Origin of the sequence: Hyphomicrobium sp. CS1BSMeth3, assembly GCF_900117415.1 — a bacterium.
Classification (GTDB): Bacteria; Pseudomonadota; Alphaproteobacteria; order Rhizobiales; family Hyphomicrobiaceae.
The window spans coordinates 493,997-513,828 of the sequence record NZ_FPEI01000005.1 but is presented as its reverse complement, the minus strand read 5'-3'; the positions used below and the strand labels follow the sequence as shown (position 1 = coordinate 513,828).

General features: G+C 64.8%; 18 protein-coding genes and 1 pseudogene. 6 read left to right on the top strand and 13 right to left on the bottom strand.

From position 1 onward, the window contains the following. Positions 1-46: 46 nt before the first annotated feature. Positions 47-826, top strand: a complete 780-nt coding sequence (locus CS1BSM3_RS11580; protein ID WP_072387250.1) for a 3-hydroxybutyrate dehydrogenase — start codon at positions 47-49, stop codon at positions 824-826. 105 nt (positions 827-931) lie between these two features. On the opposite strand, the gene argJ is transcribed toward CS1BSM3_RS11580, so the two are convergent. Next, positions 932-2,182, bottom strand: a complete 1,251-nt coding sequence (gene argJ / locus CS1BSM3_RS11575) for a bifunctional glutamate N-acetyltransferase/amino-acid acetyltransferase ArgJ (protein WP_072387249.1) — start codon at positions 2,180-2,182, stop codon at positions 932-934. A 181-nt stretch (positions 2,183-2,363) separates the two neighbouring features. On the opposite strand from argJ, the gene CS1BSM3_RS11570 reads away from it, so the two are divergent. Beyond that, positions 2,364-3,161 carry a metal ABC transporter permease gene (locus CS1BSM3_RS11570; RefSeq protein WP_083528524.1) on the top strand — a complete coding sequence of 266 codons (798 nt, stop codon included), beginning with the start codon at positions 2,364-2,366 and terminating at the stop codon, positions 3,159-3,161. Positions 3,162-3,188: 27 nt separating this feature from the next. Here the strand turns inward: CS1BSM3_RS11570 and CS1BSM3_RS11565 are convergent, their stop codons facing one another. Continuing rightward, the gene (locus CS1BSM3_RS11565; protein WP_072387247.1) at positions 3,189-3,587 is read right to left on the bottom strand and encodes a hypothetical protein; all 399 of its coding nucleotides are present in this window, start codon (positions 3,585-3,587) and stop codon (positions 3,189-3,191) included. A 12-nt stretch (positions 3,588-3,599) separates the two neighbouring features. Then, positions 3,600-3,929 carry a hypothetical protein gene (locus CS1BSM3_RS11560; RefSeq protein WP_072387246.1) on the bottom strand — a complete coding sequence of 110 codons (330 nt, stop codon included), beginning with the start codon at positions 3,927-3,929 and terminating at the stop codon, positions 3,600-3,602. 206 nt (positions 3,930-4,135) lie between these two features. On the opposite strand from CS1BSM3_RS11560, the gene ispG reads away from it, so the two are divergent. The 4 genes from ispG to CS1BSM3_RS11540 all read left to right on the top strand — a co-directional run bounded on the left by ispG (position 4,136) and on the right by CS1BSM3_RS11540 (position 7,358). After that, positions 4,136-5,371: a flavodoxin-dependent (E)-4-hydroxy-3-methylbut-2-enyl-diphosphate synthase gene (gene ispG, locus CS1BSM3_RS11555; RefSeq protein WP_072387245.1), complete on the top strand. Its 1,236-nt coding sequence runs from the start codon at positions 4,136-4,138 to the stop codon at positions 5,369-5,371. Between the two features lie 125 nt (positions 5,372-5,496). Beyond that, positions 5,497-5,889 carry a Co2+/Mg2+ efflux protein ApaG gene (gene apaG / locus CS1BSM3_RS11550; RefSeq protein WP_072387244.1) on the top strand — a complete coding sequence of 131 codons (393 nt, stop codon included), beginning with the start codon at positions 5,497-5,499 and terminating at the stop codon, positions 5,887-5,889. Between the two features lie 27 nt (positions 5,890-5,916). Continuing rightward, complete coding sequence (gene argE / locus CS1BSM3_RS11545; RefSeq protein WP_072387243.1) at positions 5,917-7,077, top strand: acetylornithine deacetylase; 1,161 nt, start codon at positions 5,917-5,919, stop codon at positions 7,075-7,077. Positions 7,078-7,100: 23 nt separating this feature from the next. Beyond that, a complete protein-coding gene (locus CS1BSM3_RS11540) occupies positions 7,101-7,358 on the top strand; it encodes a hypothetical protein (protein WP_072387242.1) in 258 nt (85 codons plus the stop codon). A gap of 1 nt (position 7,359) precedes the next feature. Here CS1BSM3_RS11540 and CS1BSM3_RS11535 read toward each other — a convergent pair whose 3' ends face one another. From CS1BSM3_RS11535 to CS1BSM3_RS11490, 10 genes and pseudogenes are all read right to left on the bottom strand, one after another. Then, a complete protein-coding gene (locus tag CS1BSM3_RS11535) occupies positions 7,360-8,109 on the bottom strand; it encodes an SDR family NAD(P)-dependent oxidoreductase (RefSeq protein WP_072387241.1) in 750 nt (249 codons plus the stop codon). Positions 8,110-8,141: 32 nt separating this feature from the next. Continuing rightward, on the bottom strand, positions 8,142-8,774 hold the full coding sequence (gene otnC, locus CS1BSM3_RS28430; protein WP_072387240.1) for a 3-oxo-tetronate 4-phosphate decarboxylase: 633 nt from the start codon (positions 8,772-8,774) through the stop codon (positions 8,142-8,144). Continuing rightward, complete coding sequence (gene otnK, locus CS1BSM3_RS28425) at positions 8,771-10,036, bottom strand: 3-oxo-tetronate kinase (protein ID WP_072387239.1); 1,266 nt, start codon at positions 10,034-10,036, stop codon at positions 8,771-8,773. The genes otnC and otnK overlap by 4 nt, the downstream gene beginning before the upstream one ends. A 39-nt stretch (positions 10,037-10,075) precedes the next feature. Next, a complete protein-coding gene (locus CS1BSM3_RS11520) occupies positions 10,076-12,391 on the bottom strand; it encodes a xanthine dehydrogenase family protein molybdopterin-binding subunit (protein ID WP_072387238.1) in 2,316 nt (771 codons plus the stop codon). A 75-nt stretch (positions 12,392-12,466) separates the two neighbouring features. After that, positions 12,467-13,477: an ABC transporter ATP-binding protein gene (locus CS1BSM3_RS11515; protein ID WP_072387237.1), complete on the bottom strand. Its 1,011-nt coding sequence runs from the start codon at positions 13,475-13,477 to the stop codon at positions 12,467-12,469. Then, positions 13,474-14,463, bottom strand: coding sequence for an ABC transporter ATP-binding protein (locus CS1BSM3_RS11510; RefSeq protein ID WP_072387236.1), 990 nt, complete (start codon positions 14,461-14,463; stop codon positions 13,474-13,476). The genes CS1BSM3_RS11515 and CS1BSM3_RS11510 overlap by 4 nt, the downstream gene beginning before the upstream one ends. Continuing rightward, entirely contained in the window at positions 14,463-15,434 is a 972-nt protein-coding gene (locus CS1BSM3_RS11505; protein ID WP_072387235.1) for an ABC transporter permease, read from the bottom strand. The genes CS1BSM3_RS11510 and CS1BSM3_RS11505 overlap by 1 nt, the downstream gene beginning before the upstream one ends. After that, a complete protein-coding gene (locus CS1BSM3_RS11500; RefSeq protein ID WP_072387234.1) occupies positions 15,431-16,408 on the bottom strand; it encodes an ABC transporter permease in 978 nt (325 codons plus the stop codon). Before CS1BSM3_RS11500 ends, CS1BSM3_RS11505 begins: the two co-directional genes overlap by 4 nt. 69 nt (positions 16,409-16,477) lie before the next feature. Next, positions 16,478-18,056: pseudogene (locus CS1BSM3_RS11495) on the bottom strand (ABC transporter substrate-binding protein). Between the two features lie 155 nt (positions 18,057-18,211). Then, complete coding sequence (locus CS1BSM3_RS11490) at positions 18,212-19,792, bottom strand: ABC transporter substrate-binding protein (protein ID WP_072387233.1); 1,581 nt, start codon at positions 19,790-19,792, stop codon at positions 18,212-18,214. Positions 19,793-19,832 lie beyond the last annotated feature (40 nt).

Sequence of the window (19,832 nt, the reverse complement as noted above, 5' to 3'; positions counted from 1 at the left end):
GTACGTGCGGCGAACTCGGACAGCGACAGGGACGGAGCACGAGATCATGAGCTTAAAGGGTCGGAATGCGATTGTGACGGGCTCAACGTCCGGGATTGGCCTCGGGATCGCGACGGCGCTGGCGAAGGCCGGCGCGAACGTCATGATCAATGGACTCGGCAGCGAGGCCGAGATCGCGGCTGCGACCAAGGAAGTATCAGCCGCAGGTACGCGCGTGGTCTACGACCCCGCCAATATGCTGCGTCACAATCAGATTGCCGAGATGGTGGAGCGATGCGAGCGCGAGCTCGGCTCGGTCGACATTCTCGTCAATAACGCCGGCATCCAGCACGTGTCGCCCGTCGAGGAGTTTCCGATCGAGAAGTGGGACGCGATCATCGCGATCAACCTCACCTCGGCGTTTCATACGACGCGCGCCGCTGTGCCCGGCATGAAAAAGCGCAAGTGGGGCCGCATCATCAATCTCTGCTCGGCGCATTCGCTCGTCGCGTCACCGTTCAAGTCGGCCTATGTCTCGGCGAAGCACGGCCTCGCTGGGTTCACGAAGACGGTCGCGCTCGAGCTGGCGACGGCGGGCATCACGGTGAACGCGATCTCGCCGGGCTTCGTGAAGACGCCGCTCGTTGAGAAGCAGGTTCCCGACCTCGCCAAGAGCAGGGGCGTTCCTGAGGCCCAGGCGCAGAAGGAGCTGCTGGAACCGCAGCCGACAGGGCGCTTCGTGGAGATCGAGGAAATTGGCGCGCTTGCGGCGTTCCTCGCGAGCGATGCGGCGGCCTCGATCACCGGCTCCAACTACTCGATCGATGGCGGCTGGACGGCGCGTTAGTTATCTGCCGCGGGCTGCTGGGAAGAGGTGCTATCGCCTCTTGCCGTCATGCCATGCCCGCGGCCGTCATTCGGTGATGTCGCACAGGGTGAACCCGCAAGTGGCTCAGCTCCGGTAGTCTGCGTTGACCGAGATGTAGCCGTGCGTCAGATCGCACGTCCAGATCGTGGACTTGCCGGCGCCGATGCCGAGGTCGACCTTGATGGTGATCTCGGGGTTCTTCATGTAGGCAGCGACGGTCTCCTCGACATACGTCGGAGAGCGCTCGCCGTCCTTCGCCACCTGATGCGGGCCGAACCAGATGGCGAGCCGGTCGCGGTCTGCCGCCTCACCGGCTTTGCCGACAGCCATGACGACGCGGCCCCAGTTCGGGTCCTCGCCGGCGATCGCGGTTTTGACGAGCGGCGAGTTGGCGATCGCGAGGCCGATCGTGCGCGCCGCGCGGTCGCTCTCGGCGCCCTGCACTTCGATGGTCACGAACTTCGACAGGCCCTCACCGTCCTTGGCCACCATGATGGCCAGCTCGCGCATGAGATCGTGCGCCTTGGCCGTGAAGTCGGCCAGTGCGGGATCATCGGCGCTGGTAATTGCCTTCTGACCGCGAGCCGCTGCCTTGCCCGTTGCGAACATGAGCATGGTATCGCTGGTCGAGGTATCGCCATCGACGGTCATGCAGTTGAAGCTCTTCTGCGCACCGGCGGCGAGGAGGCTCTGCAGGGCCGGCGCCGCAATGGCCGCATCCGTGAAGATGAAGCACAGCATGGTCGCCATATCGGGCGCGATCATGCCCGCGCCCTTGCAGAAGCCGTTGATCGAGACCTGGACGCCGCCGATGGTCGCGGTGCGCGTCACGAGCTTCGGGAACGTATCCGTGGTCATGATGGCGCGCGCCGTGTCGGCCCAGGCATCGGGCTTCGCTGACCTCGCGAGCCCATCGAGCAGGTGCGCGAACTTGCCCGCCTCCAGCGGCTCGCCGATCACGCCCGTCGAGGCGAGATAGACATCGCTCTGCGCGCAGCCGACGGCCTTCATGGCGTAGTCAGCCGTCATCTCGACGGCCTCGCGCCCCTTCTTGCCCGTGAAGGCATTGGAATTGCCGGAATTCACCACGAGCGCACGCGCGCGGCCTGACTTCAGGCTCTCGCGGCACCAGAGTACCGGGGCCGAGCAGGTCTTGGACTGGGTGAGCACGCCCGCGGCAACCGTGCCCTCGTCCATGACCGCGATCATCAGGTCTTTTCGGTTGCGATACTTGATGCCGGCTTCGCACGCCGCAAAGCGCACGCCGTCGATGACGGGAACCTCGGGGAGCGCCTTGGGGGCGAACGGGGACACGGCGGCATCAGCTTTGGCCATGGAGCGGCTCCGGAGCGAAACGGATCAGGAGGGAACGCAATACTGCCTGCCATGCCAGCGGCGCAAGGCGGACGTGAGCCATTGCAGCACGGGCGCGCTCTGCGCGTGACGCGGGACACGGATGCAACATTATTGCGTTCACCCTTTACAGGGGGGCCGGCACAGCCCAAAAGTCTCCGCCATGATGGAGCCTTTCCTGCTTCGCGCGCTCATTGCCGGCCTCGGCATCGCCATTGTGGCAGCCCCGCTCGGCTGCCTCGTGGTGTGGCGGCGCATGTCCTATTTCGGCTCGACGGTGGCGCACGCTGGCCTGCTCGGGGTCGCATTCGGCATCGCCTTCGACATCGACCTGACGCTCGGCGTCATCGTGGTCTCGCTGGCGATCGGCGCCATGCTGGTAGTGCTCGAGCGCCAACCACTGCTGCCGGTGGACAGCCTGCTCGGCATACTTTCGCACGCGGCGCTGGCGCTCGGGCTCATCGCGGCGGCGCGCCTCTCCGGCCAGCGCCTCGACCTCATGGGCTACCTCTTCGGGGACATTCTGGCCGTTACCGAAGGCGATCTGCTCTGGGTGTACGTTGGTGGCGCGGTCGTGCTGGCAGCGATCGCGCTCTTCTGGAAGACGCTGGTGGCTGTTGCCGTGCACAAGGAGCTGGCCGCTGCCGAGGGACACAATACGGCGCGCGCCGAGGCGGCGCTGATCATGCTGCTCGCGTTCATCATTGCCGTGGCGATGAAGGTCGTCGGCGTCCTGCTGATCGTTGCCTTCCTGATCATGCCGGCTGCCGCCGCGCGGCCCTTCTCGGCGACGCCCGAGGCCATGGTGATGGGGGCCGCTGGCCTCGGTGTCGTCGGGACGGCCGGTGGTCTCGCGCTCTCAGTCGCCTGGGACGTGCCTGCGGGACCCGCGGTCGTTGTGATCCTGTCGGCCTTCTGCCTTGCCTCGCTGGCCGCGGCGTTCTCCTTGCAGCGGCGGTGAGACTGCCAGCAAGACCTGACCTGCGAACTACAGCCAGGTTACGCCAACAAGGATCGTCAGGAGCAATGAGCCAAGGAAGGCAAAGACCATCGCGCCAGCCGGCATTCTGATGTGGCCTTCGTAACCCGTAACAGCTCGCTCTTGTTGCTCGTTCAACGGCAGGCCATTGGCCTTGCGATCGAACGCCGTGAATGTACCGGTTATGGCCATAAGGGTGATGCAAGCAAACAAGATGGATAGGCCATAGCCTCCCCAAGCGAACTTCAATAATCGCGGCACTTCGCGTGCGGTCGTGGCTGAGCCGGGTTGAACGATCTTCTCAAGAAATGTGACCGTGATCGCTATAACTCCAGTCGAGAGTGCGATGATCTGCTTTGCTACGTCAGCGGCCGATTTCAATCCTTCGAGCTGCGGTTTATCTGCCATTTTCTCAGCTCCCTAGCAGATGGGCCACATAGGGCAAAACCGGAGGATCGAGTCCCGAATAGTATGCGTCCCGATAATGCTCGGGAATTCCGGATCGAGGCTCCTCTCGATCTCGGATGATTTCATCATCTCCTCGACGAAATATTCGAAAGTCAGCTCGCCAATTTTCACAAGGCCGGGCAAGTTCGTCTTGCTGACGGGATGAATCGCAATATTGTGGGCTGCAATCATTGCCCTCTCGCGCATTTCGCTTTCTGCGCCGGAGTTGAATTTATAGCCTCTGATCCTCGCTGCGAAATCGGCGGTTTCGTAAAGCCGGCCGGCGATAATCGATTCGTCCATGGAATGTCTCCAACTCCGGAGTGCGCTAAGAATGCCGTAAGATAGCCCAAGGAGTGTGTCGTGTCTTTGGCGTCCCGCCCGCCGGTGTATGGATAGCCAGCGAGTGCCGGCGATTTCCGAGTGAGGCTATCCAGTTGGCTATGACAGGAAGGTGTGGCAAGCAGGGGCGCGCGAGCCGCGCTTCCCAACAGCGAACAGGCTGAGACATGCTGACAAGTCCCGCTGAGCGTCGCCAGACCCATGCCGTGAACGTCGGTGGTGTGATCGTCGGCGGTGGCGCCCCGATCGTCGTTCAGTCGATGACCAATACCGACACGGCCGATGCCGAAGGCACGGCACGGCAGGTCGCAGCACTCGCACGAGCCGGCTCCGAGATCGTCCGCATCACCGTCGATCGCGATGAATCCGCGAAGGCCGTACCGCTGATCCGCGAGAAGCTCGCGAAGATGCGCGTCAGCGTGCCGATCGTCGGCGACTTCCACTACAACGGCCACACCCTGCTCGCCGAGAACCCGGCGTGCGCGGAGGCCCTCGACAAGTACCGCATCAATCCCGGCAATGTCGGCTTCAAGGACAAGAAGGATCGCCAATTCTCGGCGATCATCGATCTTGCGCTCAAGCACAACAAGCCCGTGCGGATCGGCGTGAACTGGGGCTCGCTCGACCAGGAGCTGCTCACGCACCTCATGGATCAGAATGCCAAGAGCGCCACGCCCAAGCCCGCACGCTCGGTCATGCACGAGGCGATCGTACAATCGGCGGTGCTCTCGGCGGAGCGCGCGGAGGAGCTGGGCCTCGGCGGTGACCGCATCATCATCTCGGCCAAGGTTTCGGCCGTGCAGGATCTCATCGCGGTCTACTCGATGCTGGCGGAGCGCTGCCGCTACGCGCTGCACCTCGGACTCACCGAGGCGGGCATGGGCTCGAAGGGCATCGTCGCGTCGTCAGCCGCTATGGGCATCGTTCTGCAGGCAGGCATCGGTGACACGATCCGCTATTCGCTGACGCCCGAGCCCGGCGGCGACCGTACGCTCGAGGTCCAGGCGGCGCAGGAGCTCCTGCAGACCATGGGCCTGCGCACTTTCATGCCGATCGTGGCGGCCTGCCCCGGCTGCGGGCGCACGACGTCGACGGTCTTCCAGGAGCTCGCCCGCGACGTGCAGACCATGATCCGTGAGCGCATGCCCGAGTGGCGCGCGCGCTATCCCGGCGTCGAGGGGCTGAACCTTGCCGTCATGGGCTGCATCGTGAACGGCCCCGGCGAGTCGAAGCACGCCGACATCGGCATTTCGCTGCCCGGCACGGGCGAGCAGCCGGCGGCCCCCGTCTTCATCGACGGGCGCAAGGCCATGACGCTCCGCGGGCCGAATATTGCCAGCGAGTTCAAGACGATCGTCGAGGACTACATCGAGAAGCGCTACGGGACCAAGGCCGCCCAATAGCGACCGAGCAGGCGCGTTGCCGGCCTTCCATGCACGATTTGCCCGAGACAAGCAGGGGCACGACCTCGTAAGATTGTGACGGCTGCTCCGCGCAGCCGCTCGTGCCAATCCACCGAGCTCATCCCATGTACGAACAGGTCACGCGCTCGATCCGCGTGCGTGTCCGGCCGGAGTACCTCGAAGCGCAGTCCGCTCCCGAAGAAGGGCGGTTCTTCTGGGCCTACACGGTCGAGATCGTCAATGAAGGCAGCGAGACGGTGCAGCTCCGCTCGCGCTACTGGCGCATAACCGACGCCAACGGCCACGTCGAGGAAGTGCGCGGGCCGGGCGTGGTCGGGCAAACGCCCGTGCTCGGCCCCGGCGAGTCCTTCGAGTACACCTCGGGCTGTCCGCTTCGGACCTCGTCGGGGATCATGGTCGGCTCCTACCAGATGACCAAGACCAACGGCACGATGATCGATATCGCCATCCCCGCATTCTCGCTCGACAGCCCGTTCGCGCGGCGCAGCCTGAATTGAGCTAGTGTGATGATCCAAGGAGTTTGAATGTCGTCCCTTCTTTCCGACGCCAAGGCTTTGCTCGCGAAGCTGGTGTCGTTCGACACCATCAGCGCGAAGACCAACCTGCCCTGCGCCGAGTTCATTCGCGACTACCTCGCAGGTCACGGCGTCGAGACCACGCTGCTCCCCTCGGACGACGGCATTCACGCCAATCTCTTTGCGACGATCGGACCGCGCGGGGACGGCGGCATTGCCTTCTCTGGCCACATGGACGTGGTGCCCGTTGCCGGTCAGCCCTGGGACACCGATCCCTTCGAGATGGTCGAGCGGGATGGGCGCCTGTACGGCCGCGGCACGTGCGACATGAAGGGCTATCTCGCGTGCGTTCTGGCGCTGGTGCCGGAAATGAAGAAGCGCGCGCTGAAGCGGCCGCTCCATATCGTGTTCTCCTATGACGAGGAAGTGGGCTGCACGGGCGTGAAGCCCATGATCGCCGAGTTCGGCAAGAGGCTGCCGACGCCGGGTATCGTGCTCGTTGGCGAGCCGACGCTCATGACCGTCGTCGATGCGCACAAGGGCGGCTATCGCTTCCGCACGGAGATCACCGGTCAGGCAGCCCATTCCTCGAAGCCGCAGCTCGGAGCCTCGGCGATCTTCGCGGCGGCCGATCTCGCCATGGAGCTGCGCCGCATCGAGGAGCGGCTGAAGGCGCGCCAGATCAACCCGCGCTTCGATCCGCCTTATTCGTCGATCTCGGTTGGCTCGATTTCGGGCGGCGTCGCGCACAACATCATCCCGCCGCACTGCGAGATGAATTGGGGCATCCGCGCGCTGCCGGGTCTCGATGTGCCGGCGCTCGTGCGCGAGTTCGACGCGTACGCGCAGGAGCATGTTCTGCCGCCCATGCGGGCCGTGAGTGACGATTGCGCGATCGTGATGACGCCGACGGGCGTGCTGCCGGCGTTCTCGTCGGGCGAGAATTCCGCGGCGACCTCGCTGGTGCTCAAGCTCGTCGGGCAGAACGAGACATTCGCCGTTCCCTACGGCACCGAGGCGAGCCATTTCCAGGCAGCCGGTTGCTCGTCGGTCGTCTGCGGGCCCGGTAGCATCGACCAGGCCCATCAGGCCAACGAGTTCGTCGCCATCGGCGAGCTCGAGCGCTGCCTGACGTATCTGGGCCGGGTGATCGATACAGCGAGCGAATAGCCGCGCATCTTCGCGGAGGTCGCATGGCAACGAAGACCAACGGCTCCGTCCGCAAGCTCATCGAGTTCGATGGCGAGACGTGGCGCGCGCTCGAAGGCCTTTCGCGCGATCGTCTGGCAAGCATCCAGGAGCTGGCGGACGAGGCTTTCCGCGATCTTCTCAGGAAACACGGCCGCCCGGTGACGCTGCGTGAAGCTCTGAAGGCCAGCACGCGCGCCATTCCTGCCAATGATGCAGGTGGATTGCCCCGCCGCCGTCCAAAGCCGCGGGGCAAGCGCTAGCTCAATACGTCGCGCGGCCGCCCGAGATGTCGAGGATGCTGCCGGTGGTGAAGGAGCAGTCCTCCGAAGCCGCGAACGCCGCGAGCGCAGCGATCTCCTCGACATTCACGAAGCGTCCGCGCGGGATCTTCGAGAGCATGTAGTCGATCTGCTGCTGCGTCATCTGATCGAAGATGGCCGTCTTGGCCGCGGCGGGTGTGATGGCGTTCACCGAGATGTCGTACTGCGCGAGTTCCTTGGCGAGGCTCTTCGTGAGCCCGATCACGCCGGCCTTCGACGCCGAATAGTGCACGGCATTCGGGTTACCCTCCTTGCCGGCAATGGAGGCGATGTTGACGATGCGGCCGTACTTCTGCGCGATCATGGTCGGCACGACGGCGCGGCAGCAGTAGAAGGGGCCGTCGAGGTTGATGCGGATGACGCGCTGCCAGTCGGCGATGGGCAGCTCCCACGTCGGCGCATTGCCGCCTGCGATGCCGGCGTTGTTGACGAGGATGTCGATGCGTTGGAAGTCGGCGAGCGTCGCCTTCACGGCGGCTTCGATCGATTCCGGATTGGTCACATCGACCGCATAAGCCTTGGATGCCTGACCGAGGGCGGCGGCCGTCTTGTCGGCAAGAGGCTTATCCATATCCCAGATCGCCAACTTTGCGCCCGAGGCGATGAAGCGCTCGGCGATGGCGCGGCCGATGCCCTGTGCGCCGCCGGTGACGACGGCAATCCTGCCCTTGAGATCAATTGTGTTGGCCATGGCGTTTCCTCGGGTCTGATTGTTGGTTCAATTCAGCGGAAGCGGCGTTCGAGCTCGGCAACCTGCTCGTCAGTCAGAAGGCGCAGGCGCTCGCCGCGCAGCATGAGAAAGAGCTTGGCGGTTTCCTCGAGCTCCTCGATGGCGTCCTGCGCAGCCGAGAGGCTCGTGCCGGCGACCACGGGGCCGTGGTTGGCGAGCAGCACGGCATGGTGCTTACCGGCGAGTGCGCCGACGGCGTTTGCGAGCGTCTCGTCGCCCGGCGGATAATAGGGCACGAGCGGCAAGCGGCCGATGCGCATGGCGTAGTAGGCCGTGATCGGCGGCAGGCAGTTGCTGTGATCGATACCATCGAGGCAGCTCACGGCGACGGAGTGCGTCGAATGAAGATGCACGACCGCGCCGCTCCCCGGCCGCGCGCCGTACATGGTCGTGTGCAGGAAGGCTTCCTTGGTCGGCTTGTCGCCGTCGATGAGGTTGCCCGAAGCATCGAGCTTGGAGAGCCGCGCCGGATCAAGCGTGCCGAGGGACGAGCCGGTCGGCGTCATGAGCCAGCCGCCGTCGGGAAGTGCGACGGAAATATTTCCCGTCGAGCCATGCGTGAGCCCGCGATTGAAGAGCGAGGCGCCGGCTCTCACGATCTCTTCGCGCAGGCGGCTTTCGCTCACGACAGTTTGTCCCAGGCCTTGAGGAAGAAATCCGGCGCGCCGAAATTGCCGGACTTGAGCGCGAGCACCATGTCGCGGCCACCGATGGCGCGCGTCCAGGGTACGCCAGGATCGATCTCCGGGCCGATCTCCAGCGTCGTAACGCCGAGGCCGTTGACGACCGCGCCGGAGGTCTCGCCGCCAGCAACGATCATGCGGCTGAAACCCGCGTCGGCGAGACCGATCGCTGCATTCGCCAGCGCCTCTTCGACGATAACACCTGCTTTGTCGCGGCCGAGCTTGGCCTGGGCGGTGGCGACGGTATCGGGATCCGCACTCGAATAGACGAGCGGCGGTCGCTCCGCCGACTGGTCTTTCGCCCAGGCGATGATGCGTGCGGAATTCATCTCGCCGGATGCGAGTGCGAGGGGATCGAGGCGCAGTGTCGGCAGGCCCGCAGCAATCGCGGCCTGCACCTGTCCGCGTGTCGCGGCGCTGCAGCTCCCGGCGAGGATGAGCGCGCGGCCCGTCGGTGCACGCATGGACGCCGGCGCAGCGGCCGCTTTCATCAGGCCCTGGCGCACGAAGTTCGCCGGCAGACCGAGCGCGACGCCGGAGCCGCCCGTGATCAGCTTCATGCCGGCTGCGGCCGTGCCCATGTCGACGAGATGGCGGTCGGTGATCGCATCGAGCACGAGGAAGTGCTCGTCCCGTTGATCCGCCGCCGCCATGGTGATCTTGATGGCCTCCGCGCCGGCATCGACCACCGCGAAGGGCACGAGGCCGACTTTGAGTTTCGTCTGCCGCTGCAGGACACGCACGAGGTTCGAATCGCGCATCGGCGTCAGCGGGTGATCCTTCATCGGGCTCTCGGCGAGCGGCACATCGCCGACGAAGAGATTGCCCTGGTAGACCGTACGCTTGTTCGTCGGGAAGGCTGGACACACGATGGCCTGCCGCGCGCCGAGATGGTTCAGGAGCGCCTCTGCCACCGGACCGATATTGCCTTCGTCCGTCGAGTCGAAGGTCGAGCAGTACTTGAAGAAGAGCTGCCGCGCGCCGCCCGCGAGCAGTGCATCGGCTGCTGCGAGCGAGAGCGAGACGGCCTCGCCGACCGGACATGTCCGCGTCTTGAGCGCCACCACGACTGCATCGAAGCCCGAGAGGTCCGTGCCTTTGTCCGGCACCTGCATGACCTGCACGGTGCGCATCCCGCCGCGCGTGAGCATGAGCGCGAGATCGGTTGCGCCCGTCAGATCATCGGCGATGCATCCGAGCAACATGGGACGGCCCTCCCTGGGCGGCGTTGTGGCCTGGCGGTCTTATGCCGCCTTGGCCTCGCGGGCATTCTCGATGGCCTGCCAGATGCGCGCAGGCGTCGCCGGCATCTCGATGTGCGTGATGCCGAGCGGCGACAGCGCATCGCACACGGCGTTGATCGTCGCGGCCAGCGAGCCGACTGTGCCGGCCTCGCCGACGCCCTTCGCGCCGAGCGAATTCACCTTGGTCGGCACCTCGCGCGTGCGGATGTTGATGTTCGGCAGATCGTGCGCGCGCGGGATCATGTAGTCCATGAACGAGCCTGTCGAGAGCTGCGCCGACTCCGCGTCATAGATGAGCTTCTCACCGATGGCCTGCGCGACACCCTGTGCGACGCCGCCGTGGATCTGCCCGCGCGCGAGCGTCGGATTGATGACCGTGCCGATGTCCTCGACGATCGTGTAGCGCACGATCTCGAGCGCGCCCGTGTCGGGATCGATCTCGATCTCGCACATGTGGCAGCCATTCGGGTAGGTGACCGACGGCGGCTGGAACTCGCCTGCTGCAGTAAAGCCGTCGTCGTTCGCCTTTTCCGCGTGCTCGGCGACTTCGAAGAGCGTCACCGCGCGGTTGGTGCCGCCCAAGCGGAAGTGCCCATCGGCAAACTCGATGTCATCGGGCTTGGCTTCCAGCATGTCGGCCGCAATTTCGCGGCCCTTGGCGATCGTGTTGTCGAGCGTGATCGCGACACAGGCGCCGCCGACGCCAGTGCTGCTCGAGCCACCATTGCCGCGCCCGCCCGGCAGGAGGTCCGTATCACCCTGCACATAGCGGACTTTGTCGACGGACACACCGAGACGCTCGGCAACCAGATACGACATCATTGTCTCGATGCCTTGCCCGACACTCATGACGCCGGTGTTGAGCGTGACCGTGCCGTCGCTCGACACGCGGATCGAGGAGTAGTCCTTGCCCGGCTTTGCGAACGGGCCGCCGGCGACCTCGATCGGATTGGCGATGCCGAGGCCGCGCAGCTTGCCGCGCTTCGCCGATTCCGCGCGGCGCGCCTCGAAGCCCGCTTGGTCGGCAAGCTCGGCGGCGCCGGTCATGTTCCCTTCGAACTCGCCGCAGTCATAGACGAACGTGAATCCCGTGTCGTAGGGCATGGCCGTCGGCGGTACGAGATTGCGAAGGCGAAGCTGATAGGGATCGATCTTCATCTTGCGCGCGGCGAGGTCGATCAGGCGTTCGATGGCGTACGTCGCCTCGGGACGGCCGGCGCCGCGGTACGGCGCCGAGGTCTGCTGATTGGTGAAGATGCCGCGCACGCTCGCGACGATCGTCGGTATGCGATAGACGCCAGCGATGCCGCCGAGATTGCCGATCATGAACAGCGAGCGCCCCGAGAGGTAGCAGCCGATGTTCACGTCGAACTTGCCGCGCAAGCCGAGGATCTTGCCGTCCTTGTCGAGCGCCAGCTCGGCGTCGATGTGCACATCACGGCCGTGGTCGTCCGAAAGGAAGGACTCGCGCCGCTCCGAGATCCAGCGCACGGGCCGGCCGAGGCGCTTGGCCGCCCAGAGCACGAGCACGTCCTCGGGATAGGCGCCGCTCTTCATGCCGAAGGAACCGCCGACGTCGCCGGCGAGAATGCGCACCTTGGACTGGTCGACCTTGAAGAGGCCGGCCAGCGTTGGTCGCATGTTGAAGGGACCTTGCGTCGAGGCATGAATGACGTAGCGGCCTTCATCGTCGATCAGGCCGAGGGCGCCGCGCGGCTCCATGCTGCAGGCGGTCACGCGCGAGACGTGCGAGGTCAGGCGGACGACGTGCGCGGCGCCGGCAGCGGCCTTCTCGAAGGTGTCGTTGTCGCCCTTCTTCCAGACATAGGCGATGTTGTCGGGAACCTCGTCCCACACGGCGGGCGCACCAGACGCGAGTGCGGGCTCGACATCCGCAACGGCATCGAGCGGCTCATAATCGATCTCGACAAGCTCGCCCGCAGCCTCGGCCTGCTCGACGCTTTCAGCGACGATCAGCACCACGCATTCGCCGACAAAGCGCACGCGATCGCGAGCAAGAACCGGGCGCTTGGCCTGATGGGCCTTCTGGCCATCGGACTTCGGCAGCTCGACACCGCACGGCAGATCGCCGATGCCGTCGGCGGCGAGATCGGCGCCGGTCAGGACGGCGAGCACGCCCGGCGCAGCCTTGGCGGCGGCGGTGTCGATGCTGCGGATCTTGGCGTGGGAGTAGACCGAGCGGACGGTGAAGGCGTGCGCGAGGCGCGGCAGGCGCAGGTCGGCCACATAGCGGCCGCGGCCTGTTGCGAGGCGCTCGTCCTCGATCCGGCCCGTGTACGCAATCGTCTCGGTCATCAGTATTCTCCGTAAAGTCCGGCAGGTCCGGACATAACCATAGTGACCGAGCGCCGATCGGCAAGCGTTTCGCCGTCAGATTCGACCCTCGGCAACAGCATGGCAGGCGATCGCGTGTGCTGAAGAGGCCGTCGCGGTCGCGCTGAGCTCGGGTACTTCGCGCCGGCAGCGCTCGAGCACGGCTGGGCAGCGGGGATTGAAGGCACAACCCGGCGGTGGGCTGATCGGGTTCGGGATCTCGCCCTCGACCATCTTGCGGGGGCGGCCGGTCATGGCCAGATCGGGCACGGCGTCGAGCAGCATCTTCGCATAGGGGTGGCGGGGCGTGCGGAACAGCTCCTCGCTCGGCGATATCTCCACAATGCGGCCGAGGTACATGACACCGATTCGCGTCGCCATGTGGCGGACCACGGCGAGGTTGTGGCTGATGAAGAGGTAGGTGAGCCCGAGGCGATCCTGCAGCTCGCGCATGAGATTGAGGATTTGCGCCTGCACGGAGACGTCGAGCGCGCTCGTCGGCTCGTCGGCGACGAGGAACTCGGGCTTGGAGGAGAGCGCGCGGGCAATGCAGATGCGCTGGCGCTGGCCGCCGGAGAATTCGTGCGGGTACTTCGCGGCATCGGCGGGGTCGAGACCGACGAGGCGGAGCAGCTCGCCGACCTGATGCTCGATCTCGGCGCGGTCCTTGGCGAGGCCGAAGGCGCAGATCGGATCTGCAATGATGCTGCCGACACGCCATCGCGGATTGAGGCTGGCGTAGGGATCCTGGAAGATCATCTGGATGCGGCGGCGGAGCGCCTGGCGCTTCTCGGCATCGGCCAGCGACCACATGTCGACGCCGTCGATCGTGACGCTGCCGCCAGTGGGTTCGAGGAGGCCGACGACCATTTTCGCCACGGTCGATTTGCCTGAGCCGGATTCACCGACGAGGGCGACCGTCTCGCGCTTGCCGATGTCGAAGGAGACGTCCGTCACGGCGCGGAGCAGCTTGCGCTCCTCGTGCTCGATGACGCGGTTGAGCCAAGGCTTCGAGACATCGAAGACGCGCGAGAGGTTTCTCACCTCGACGAAGGAGCGGCCGGTCATTGCGGCGCCTCTGCGGTCTGGGGCGCGACGAGCCAGCAGGCGGCGAGCGAGTGATCGACCGGCATGAGGTCGGGCCGCTCCGTGCGGCAGCGGTCGAAGGCGTGCGGACAGCGCGGATTGAAGGCACAGCCCTTGGGGATGGCCGTGAGCCGCGGCATGGAGCCTGGAATCTGCGTGAGGCGATCGCCCGTCCCTTCCAGTGAGGGGATCGAGCCCATGAGGCCGCGCGTGTAGGGATGATGGGCCGACTTGATGACCTCGCGCACGGGGCCGATCTCGGCAATGCGGCCCGCATACATGACCGCGACGCGATTGGCGGTCTCGGCAATGACGCCCATGTCGTGCGTGATGAGCATCACGGCCGTGCCGCGCTCGCGGCAGAGGCGCTTCAGGAGCTGGATGATCTGCGCCTGGATGGAGACGTCGAGTGCGGTCGTCGGCTCATCGGCGATGATGAGGTCGGGTTCCGCGCAGAGGGCCAGCGCCAGCACCACGCGCTGGCGCATACCACCGGAGAACTCGTGCGGGTAGGAGTCGATGCGCCGCTCGGCACCCTGGATGCCGACCTCGGTCAGCAGGTCGATGGCGCGTGCGCGGGCTTCACGCTCGCTCATGGGCAGATGCGTGCGGATGGTCTCGATGATCTGATCGCCGATGCGGTAGAGCGGATTGAGGCTCGTCAGCGGGTCCTGGAAGACCATGCCAATGCGCTTGCCGCGGATCGGGCGCATGGCCTCGCGCGCGAGATTGTCGATGCGCTGGCCATTCAAGCGGATCTCGCCGCCGGCAATGCGGCCGGGCGGCTCCAGCAGCCCGATAATCGCAGTACCGGTGAGCGACTTGCCGGCACCGGACTCACCGACGATGCCGAGCACCTCGCCCGGCGCGATGTCGAACGAGACATCATCGACGGCGACGAGCGTGCCGCGTCGCGTCGGGAACTCGATGCGGAGATTGCGGACGGAGAGGGTGGGCGTCTCGGTCATCAGCGCAGCTTCGGATTGAGGGCGTCGCGCAGCCAGTCGCCGAGCAGGTTCACGGCGAGGACCAGCACGGCGAGCGTGATGCCGGGGAACGCGACCATCCACCAGGAGCCGGAGAAGAGATACTTGTTGCCGATCTGGATCATGGTGCCGAGCGAGGGCTCGGTTGGCGGCAGGCCGACACCGAGGAAGGAGAGCGTAGCTTCGGTGATGATGGCGAGTGCGAGATTGATCGTGCCGATGACGAGCACGGGCGAGAGCACATTCGGCAGCACGTGCTTGAACATGATGGCCGTGCGGCTCATGCCGATGAGGCGTGCGGCCTGGACGTACTCCTTGCTCTTCTCGACGAGGGTCATGCCGCGCACGGTGCGGGCGTACTGCACCCAGAAGGACAGGCCGATCGACAACACGAGGATCCAGAACTCAGCGCCGCCGAGCCGCCCGCGGAAGAGCGTCTGCGCAATGCCGTTGATGAGTAGCGCGACGAGAATGGCGGGGAACGTGAGCTTCACGTCGGCAATGCGCATGATGATCGTGTCGACGATGCCGCCGAAGTAGCCCGCGACGAGGCCGAGGCTGACGCCGATGCCGATGGCCAGCAGTACCGCGAGCACGCTGATCGCGATGGAGCTCCTGGTGCCGTAGAGGATGGTCGAGAGGATGTCGCGGCCCTGGTCGTCCGTCCCGAGCAGGAAACGTGGATCGCCGCCTTTGACCCACGCGGGCGGCAGATCCGAGTCCATCAGGTTGAGCGCGCGCAGGTCATAAGGATCATGCGGCGCGATGACGGGCGCGAGAAGTGCGGCGCCGACCATCAGGAGTGTGACGATGCCGGCAAGAACCACGAGGCGCGAGGAGCGGAAGCTGTACCAGAGATCGCTGTCGAAGAACCGGGTGACGAGCCCCCGCGGTGCGGCACGCGCAGCGCTTGGCGTCTTGAGCACGGGCAGGCCTTGTTCCTCAGTGCTCATGCTTCGCGCCCATAGATGCGCACGCGAGGATCGATCCACACATAGAGCAGATCGACGATCAGGTTGATCAGCACGAACAGGAAGGCGACGAGCAGCAGGTAGGCGGACATGACCGGGATGTCGGCATTCTGCACGGCCTGGATGAACATGAGGCCCATGCCCGGCCATTGGAAGACCGTTTCGGTGATGATCGCGAAGGCAATGATGGCGCCGAGCTGCAGGCCGATGATCGTGATGACGGGAATGAGCGTGTTCTTCAGTGCGTGGCCGAAGTTCACGGCGCGATCGGAGAGGCCGCGGGCGCGTGCAAACTTGATGTAGTCTGTGCGCAGGACCTCGAGCATCTGTGAGCGCACGAGACGCGTCACGAGCGTCATCTGGAAGAGGCCGAGCGTGATCGCGGGAAGGATGAGCGCCTTGAGGCCGGAAGCCGTGAGAAGTCCGGTCGTCCAGCCGCCGATCCTGACGACCTCGCCACGCCCGAAGGAGGGCAGCACGCCGAGCTGCACCGCGAAGACGTAGATGAGCAGGATGCCGATCAGGAAGGTCGGGAGCGAGATGCCGACGAGGGACACCGATAAAAAGAGCTTCGAGAGCCAGCTATCTCGGTGGATGCCCGTGTACACGCCCATGGGAATGCCGAGCAGGATGGCGAAGAGCGCTGCCGTGATCGCCAGCTCGAATGTCGCCGGGAAGCGCTCGGCGATCAGCGAGGTGACCGGACGCTTGACCTGATAGGAAATGCCGAAGTCGTAGCGCGCAGCATTCCAGATGAAGCGGCCGAACTGCACGAGCACGGGATCATTGAGGCCGAGGCGCTCGCGCAACTCCTCGCGCTCGGCAATGCTCGTGTCCTGCCCGACCATCTGGTTGATCGGATCGCCGACGAAGCGGAAAAGCACGAACGCCAGCAGCGCGACCGTCAGCATGACGATGGCGGCTTCGAAAAGTCGGCGGATCGTGAATGCGAGCATCAGCGCCGTTCGGTCATTGAAACCAAGACGGGGCGGACAGTTGTCCGCCCCGTCCGAGATTGTGAAGCGCTATTCCTTTTGCGCCCAGTAGAAGAGGATCTGATTGTCGGCGCGCTGGACGATCTTGACCTTCTTCGAGACGCCCCAGTTCAGCGCCTGCTGGTGGAGCGGAATGATACCGGCTTCCTCATGCACGATGCGGAAGGCCTGGGCGATCAGGTCGTCGCGCTTCGTCGCGTCGTTCTCGACGAGGATCTGCCTGGCGAGCTCGTCGACCTTGGGATTGCAGTAGCCGCCGTAGTTGAAGGAGCCGGCGCCCTTGTCATCGCGACAGCCGGTGATGTTCAGCAGCACGTTGTGACTGTCGAACGAGCCGGGCGTCCAGCCGAGCAGGTTGAACGAGCTGTCGTACTTCTGCGTCGCGCCCGCCTTCTCGAAGTACTTGGCCTTCGGCATGGCATTGAGCTTTGCTTTGATACCGATGCGCGCAAGCATGGCGACGACGGCCTGGCAGATCGCCTCGTCGTTCACGTAGCGGTCGTTCGGGCAGTCCATCTCGACGCCGAAGCCGTTCGGGTAGCCGGCTTCCGCAAGAAGCTTCTTCGCGGCATCGGGATCATAGGGGTGGCGCTTGAACTCGGCGGCCCGCGAGAACAGCAGCGGCGAGATCAGCAGGGCCGAGTTGGCCGAGTTGCCGCGCATGACGCGCGAGTGGATCGCGTCGATATCGATGGCCTGATAGAAGGCCTTGCGCACGCGGGCGTCCTTGAAGGGGTTCTTACCCTTCACGTCCGAGTAGAGCAGCTCGTCGCGCAGCGAGTCCATGTTGAGGAAGATCGTGCGCAACTCCGGGCCCGTCAGCACGTCGGTGCCGGCATTGGCCTTGATGCGGGCAATGTCCTGAACCGGGACCGGGTCCATCATGTCGATTTCGCCCGAGAGCAAGGCGGCGACGCGGGTCGCGTCGGACTTGATGGTCTGGAAGATGACCTCGGTGAGATTGTGCTCGGGCTTGCCCCACCAGTTCGGGTTCGGCTTGAAGACGGTCTTCACGCCGGGCTGGTGGCTCTCGACGATGAAGGGGCCGGTGCCGTTGGCCTTGAGCGTGAAGGGGCTGAGCTGGCTCGAGCTGGTCTGGACCTTGGTCGCGCCATTCGCCTCGGACCACTTCTTGGAGAAGATGTACCAGGTATCCCACTCGTAGTGCAGGATCGGGTTCGGCGCGGTCGTGATGAAATCGACCGTGTGATCGTCGACCTTCACGAGCTTTGTGCCAGCGGCGATGCGGCTCTTGATGTTCGATTCTGGCGAGAGCGCGCGCTCGGCGGAAAAGAGGACGTCGTCGGCGGTGAAGGTCCTCGCCGTTGTGGAACTTCACGCCCTTGCGCAGATAGAAGCGCCATCGCGTCGGCTCGACGATCTCCCAGCGTTCGGCGAGGCCCGGGATGATCTTCAGATCCTTGTCGCGCTTCGTAAGCCCCTCCATGACATTGCCGAGGGCACCGAGCGTGAAGGTTTCGTTCAGCGTGTACGGGTCGAGGGCGTTGAGGTCGCCCTGGAAGGCATATCGGAATGTCTTGGCTTCAGCAGGTGCGGTGAGCATGGCAGCGGCAAGAGCCGCAGCCAATGTCATGATGCGCAGCTTCATGGAACTCTACTCCCGACGGCTCGATGCAGGATGAGCATAAGTAAGGCTGCCGGCATGGCGCGCGTCCTTCGCGTGCCATGCCGGCCTGCATTGATACTGTCGTATCCCGAGCCGGCGGTCTAGCTGGTCCTAAGGTGGATGGGGCCGAGGAGCCGCTATTGCATCCGCACCCAATAGAAGAGGATGCGGTTGTCGGCGCGCTGCACCATGCTGACCTTCTTGGAGACGCCCCAGCTCAGCGCCTGCTGATGGAGGGGGATCATTCCGACCTCGTCATGGATGTGGTGGAATGCCTTGGCGAGCATCAGGTCACGCTTTTGGACGTCGTTCTCGACGGCAATCGCACCAGCGAGCTCATCGACAACCGGATTGCAATAGCCGCCGAAGTTGGCTGTCGCGCCCTTGCCGTCGGCATCCCGGCAGCCGGCAACGGAGCGCAGGATATTGAGGCCGTCGAGGGAGCTCGCCGTCCAGCCGAGCAGGTTGAATGAGCTGTCGTACTTCTGCGGCGCGCCGACCTTGTCGAAGTAGCGCGCCTTTGGCATGGCATTGAGCTTCGCTTTGATGCCGATGCGCGCGAGCATGGCGACGACGGCCTGGCAGATTGCCTCGTCATTGACGTAGCGATCGTTCGGACAATCCATCTCGAGGGCAAAGCCGTTGGGATAACCCGCTTCGGCGAGTAGCTTCTTCGCAGTAGCCGGATCATAGGGGTGCCGCTTGAATTCGGCCGAGCGCGAGAAGAGCGGCGGATAAATGAGCAGCGCCGTCGGCGCTGCGTGGCCGCGCATGATGCGCTTCTGGATCGCGTCGATATCGATGGCCTGATAGAAGGCCTTGCGTACGCGGGCGTCCTTGAAGGGGTTCTTGCCCTTCACATCCGAATAGAGAAGCTCGTCGCGCGCCTGATCCATATTGAGGAAGATGGTGCGCAGCTCGGGTCCCGTGAGCACGACGGTGTTGGCGCTTGCCTGTACGCGCGGAATGTCCTGCACGGGCACGGGATCGATCATGTCGACCTCGCCCGAAAGAAGGGCCGCGACGCGCGTTGCATCGGACTTGATGGTCTGGAAGACGACCTGGGTGAGGTTGTGCTCGGGCTTACCCCACCAGTTGGGATTCGGCTTGAAGATCGTCTTCACGCCGGGCTCGTGGCTCTCGACGATGAACGGGCCGGTGCCGTTGGCCTTGAGCGCGAAGGGGCTTAGCTGATTGCTCTTGCTCTGGACCTTGAGGGCGCCATTCGCTTCGGCCCAGGACTTCGACATCATGAACCAGGAATCCCACTCCGCGTGCAGGATCGGGTTCGGCACGGCAAGAACGAAGTCGACCGTGTGAGCGTCGACCTTCTCGGCCTTCAGCTTGGCCGCAAAGCGCGTGCGGATGTTCGATTCCGGCGAGAGCGCCCGCTCGAGCGAGAAGAGCACGTCGTCGGCGGTGAAGTCCTCGCCGCTGTGGAATTTCACGCCCTTGCGCAGATGAAAGCGCCAGCGGGTCGGCTCGACGATCTCCCAGCGTTCGGCGAGCGCGGGGACGATCTTGAGGTCCTTGTCGCGCGTGACGAGGCCCTCCATGGCATTGCCGATCGTGCCGAGTGTGAAAGTCTCGTTCAGCGCATAGGGATCGAGCGCGTTGAGATCGCCCTGGAAAGCAAAGCGGAAGGTCTTGGCTTCCGCAGGCACAGCAAGCGCGGCCATGGCAAGAGCCGCCGCAATGGAGATTACACCGCGCTTCATTGACCCCTCGCTTTCCGCCCCACCGACTGCCTCCAGCGGA

Bases quoted from the DNA above. Each gene is read 5' to 3' on its own strand.
- ispG (WP_072387245.1), top strand. From the start codon at position 4,136: ATGCTGACAAGTCCCGCTGAGCGTCGCCAGACCCATGCCGTGAACGTC.
- otnK (WP_072387239.1), bottom strand. From the start codon at position 10,036: ATGTTGCTCGGATGCATCGCCGATGATCTGACGGGCGCAACCGATCTC.
- CS1BSM3_RS11540 (WP_072387242.1), top strand. From the start codon at position 7,101: ATGGCAACGAAGACCAACGGCTCCGTCCGCAAGCTCATCGAGTTCGAT.
- CS1BSM3_RS11515 (WP_072387237.1), bottom strand. From the start codon at position 13,477: ATGACCGGCCGCTCCTTCGTCGAGGTGAGAAACCTCTCGCGCGTCTTC.
- CS1BSM3_RS11520 (WP_072387238.1), bottom strand. From the start codon at position 12,391: ATGACCGAGACGATTGCGTACACGGGCCGGATCGAGGACGAGCGCCTC.
- CS1BSM3_RS11560 (WP_072387246.1), bottom strand. From the start codon at position 3,929: ATGGACGAATCGATTATCGCCGGCCGGCTTTACGAAACCGCCGATTTC.
- CS1BSM3_RS11505 (WP_072387235.1), bottom strand. From the start codon at position 15,434: ATGAGCACTGAGGAACAAGGCCTGCCCGTGCTCAAGACGCCAAGCGCT.
- CS1BSM3_RS11570 (WP_083528524.1), top strand. From the start codon at position 2,364: ATGATGGAGCCTTTCCTGCTTCGCGCGCTCATTGCCGGCCTCGGCATC.
- CS1BSM3_RS11500 (WP_072387234.1), bottom strand. From the start codon at position 16,408: ATGCTCGCATTCACGATCCGCCGACTTTTCGAAGCCGCCATCGTCATG.
- argJ (WP_072387249.1), bottom strand. From the start codon at position 2,182: ATGGCCAAAGCTGATGCCGCCGTGTCCCCGTTCGCCCCCAAGGCGCTC.
- CS1BSM3_RS11580 (WP_072387250.1), top strand. From the start codon at position 47: ATGAGCTTAAAGGGTCGGAATGCGATTGTGACGGGCTCAACGTCCGGG.
- CS1BSM3_RS11535 (WP_072387241.1), bottom strand. From the start codon at position 8,109: ATGGCCAACACAATTGATCTCAAGGGCAGGATTGCCGTCGTCACCGGC.
- CS1BSM3_RS11565 (WP_072387247.1), bottom strand. From the start codon at position 3,587: ATGGCAGATAAACCGCAGCTCGAAGGATTGAAATCGGCCGCTGACGTA.
- CS1BSM3_RS11510 (WP_072387236.1), bottom strand. From the start codon at position 14,463: ATGACCGAGACGCCCACCCTCTCCGTCCGCAATCTCCGCATCGAGTTC.
- apaG (WP_072387244.1), top strand. From the start codon at position 5,497: ATGTACGAACAGGTCACGCGCTCGATCCGCGTGCGTGTCCGGCCGGAG.
- CS1BSM3_RS11490 (WP_072387233.1), bottom strand. From the start codon at position 19,792: ATGAAGCGCGGTGTAATCTCCATTGCGGCGGCTCTTGCCATGGCCGCG.
- argE (WP_072387243.1), top strand. From the start codon at position 5,917: ATGTCGTCCCTTCTTTCCGACGCCAAGGCTTTGCTCGCGAAGCTGGTG.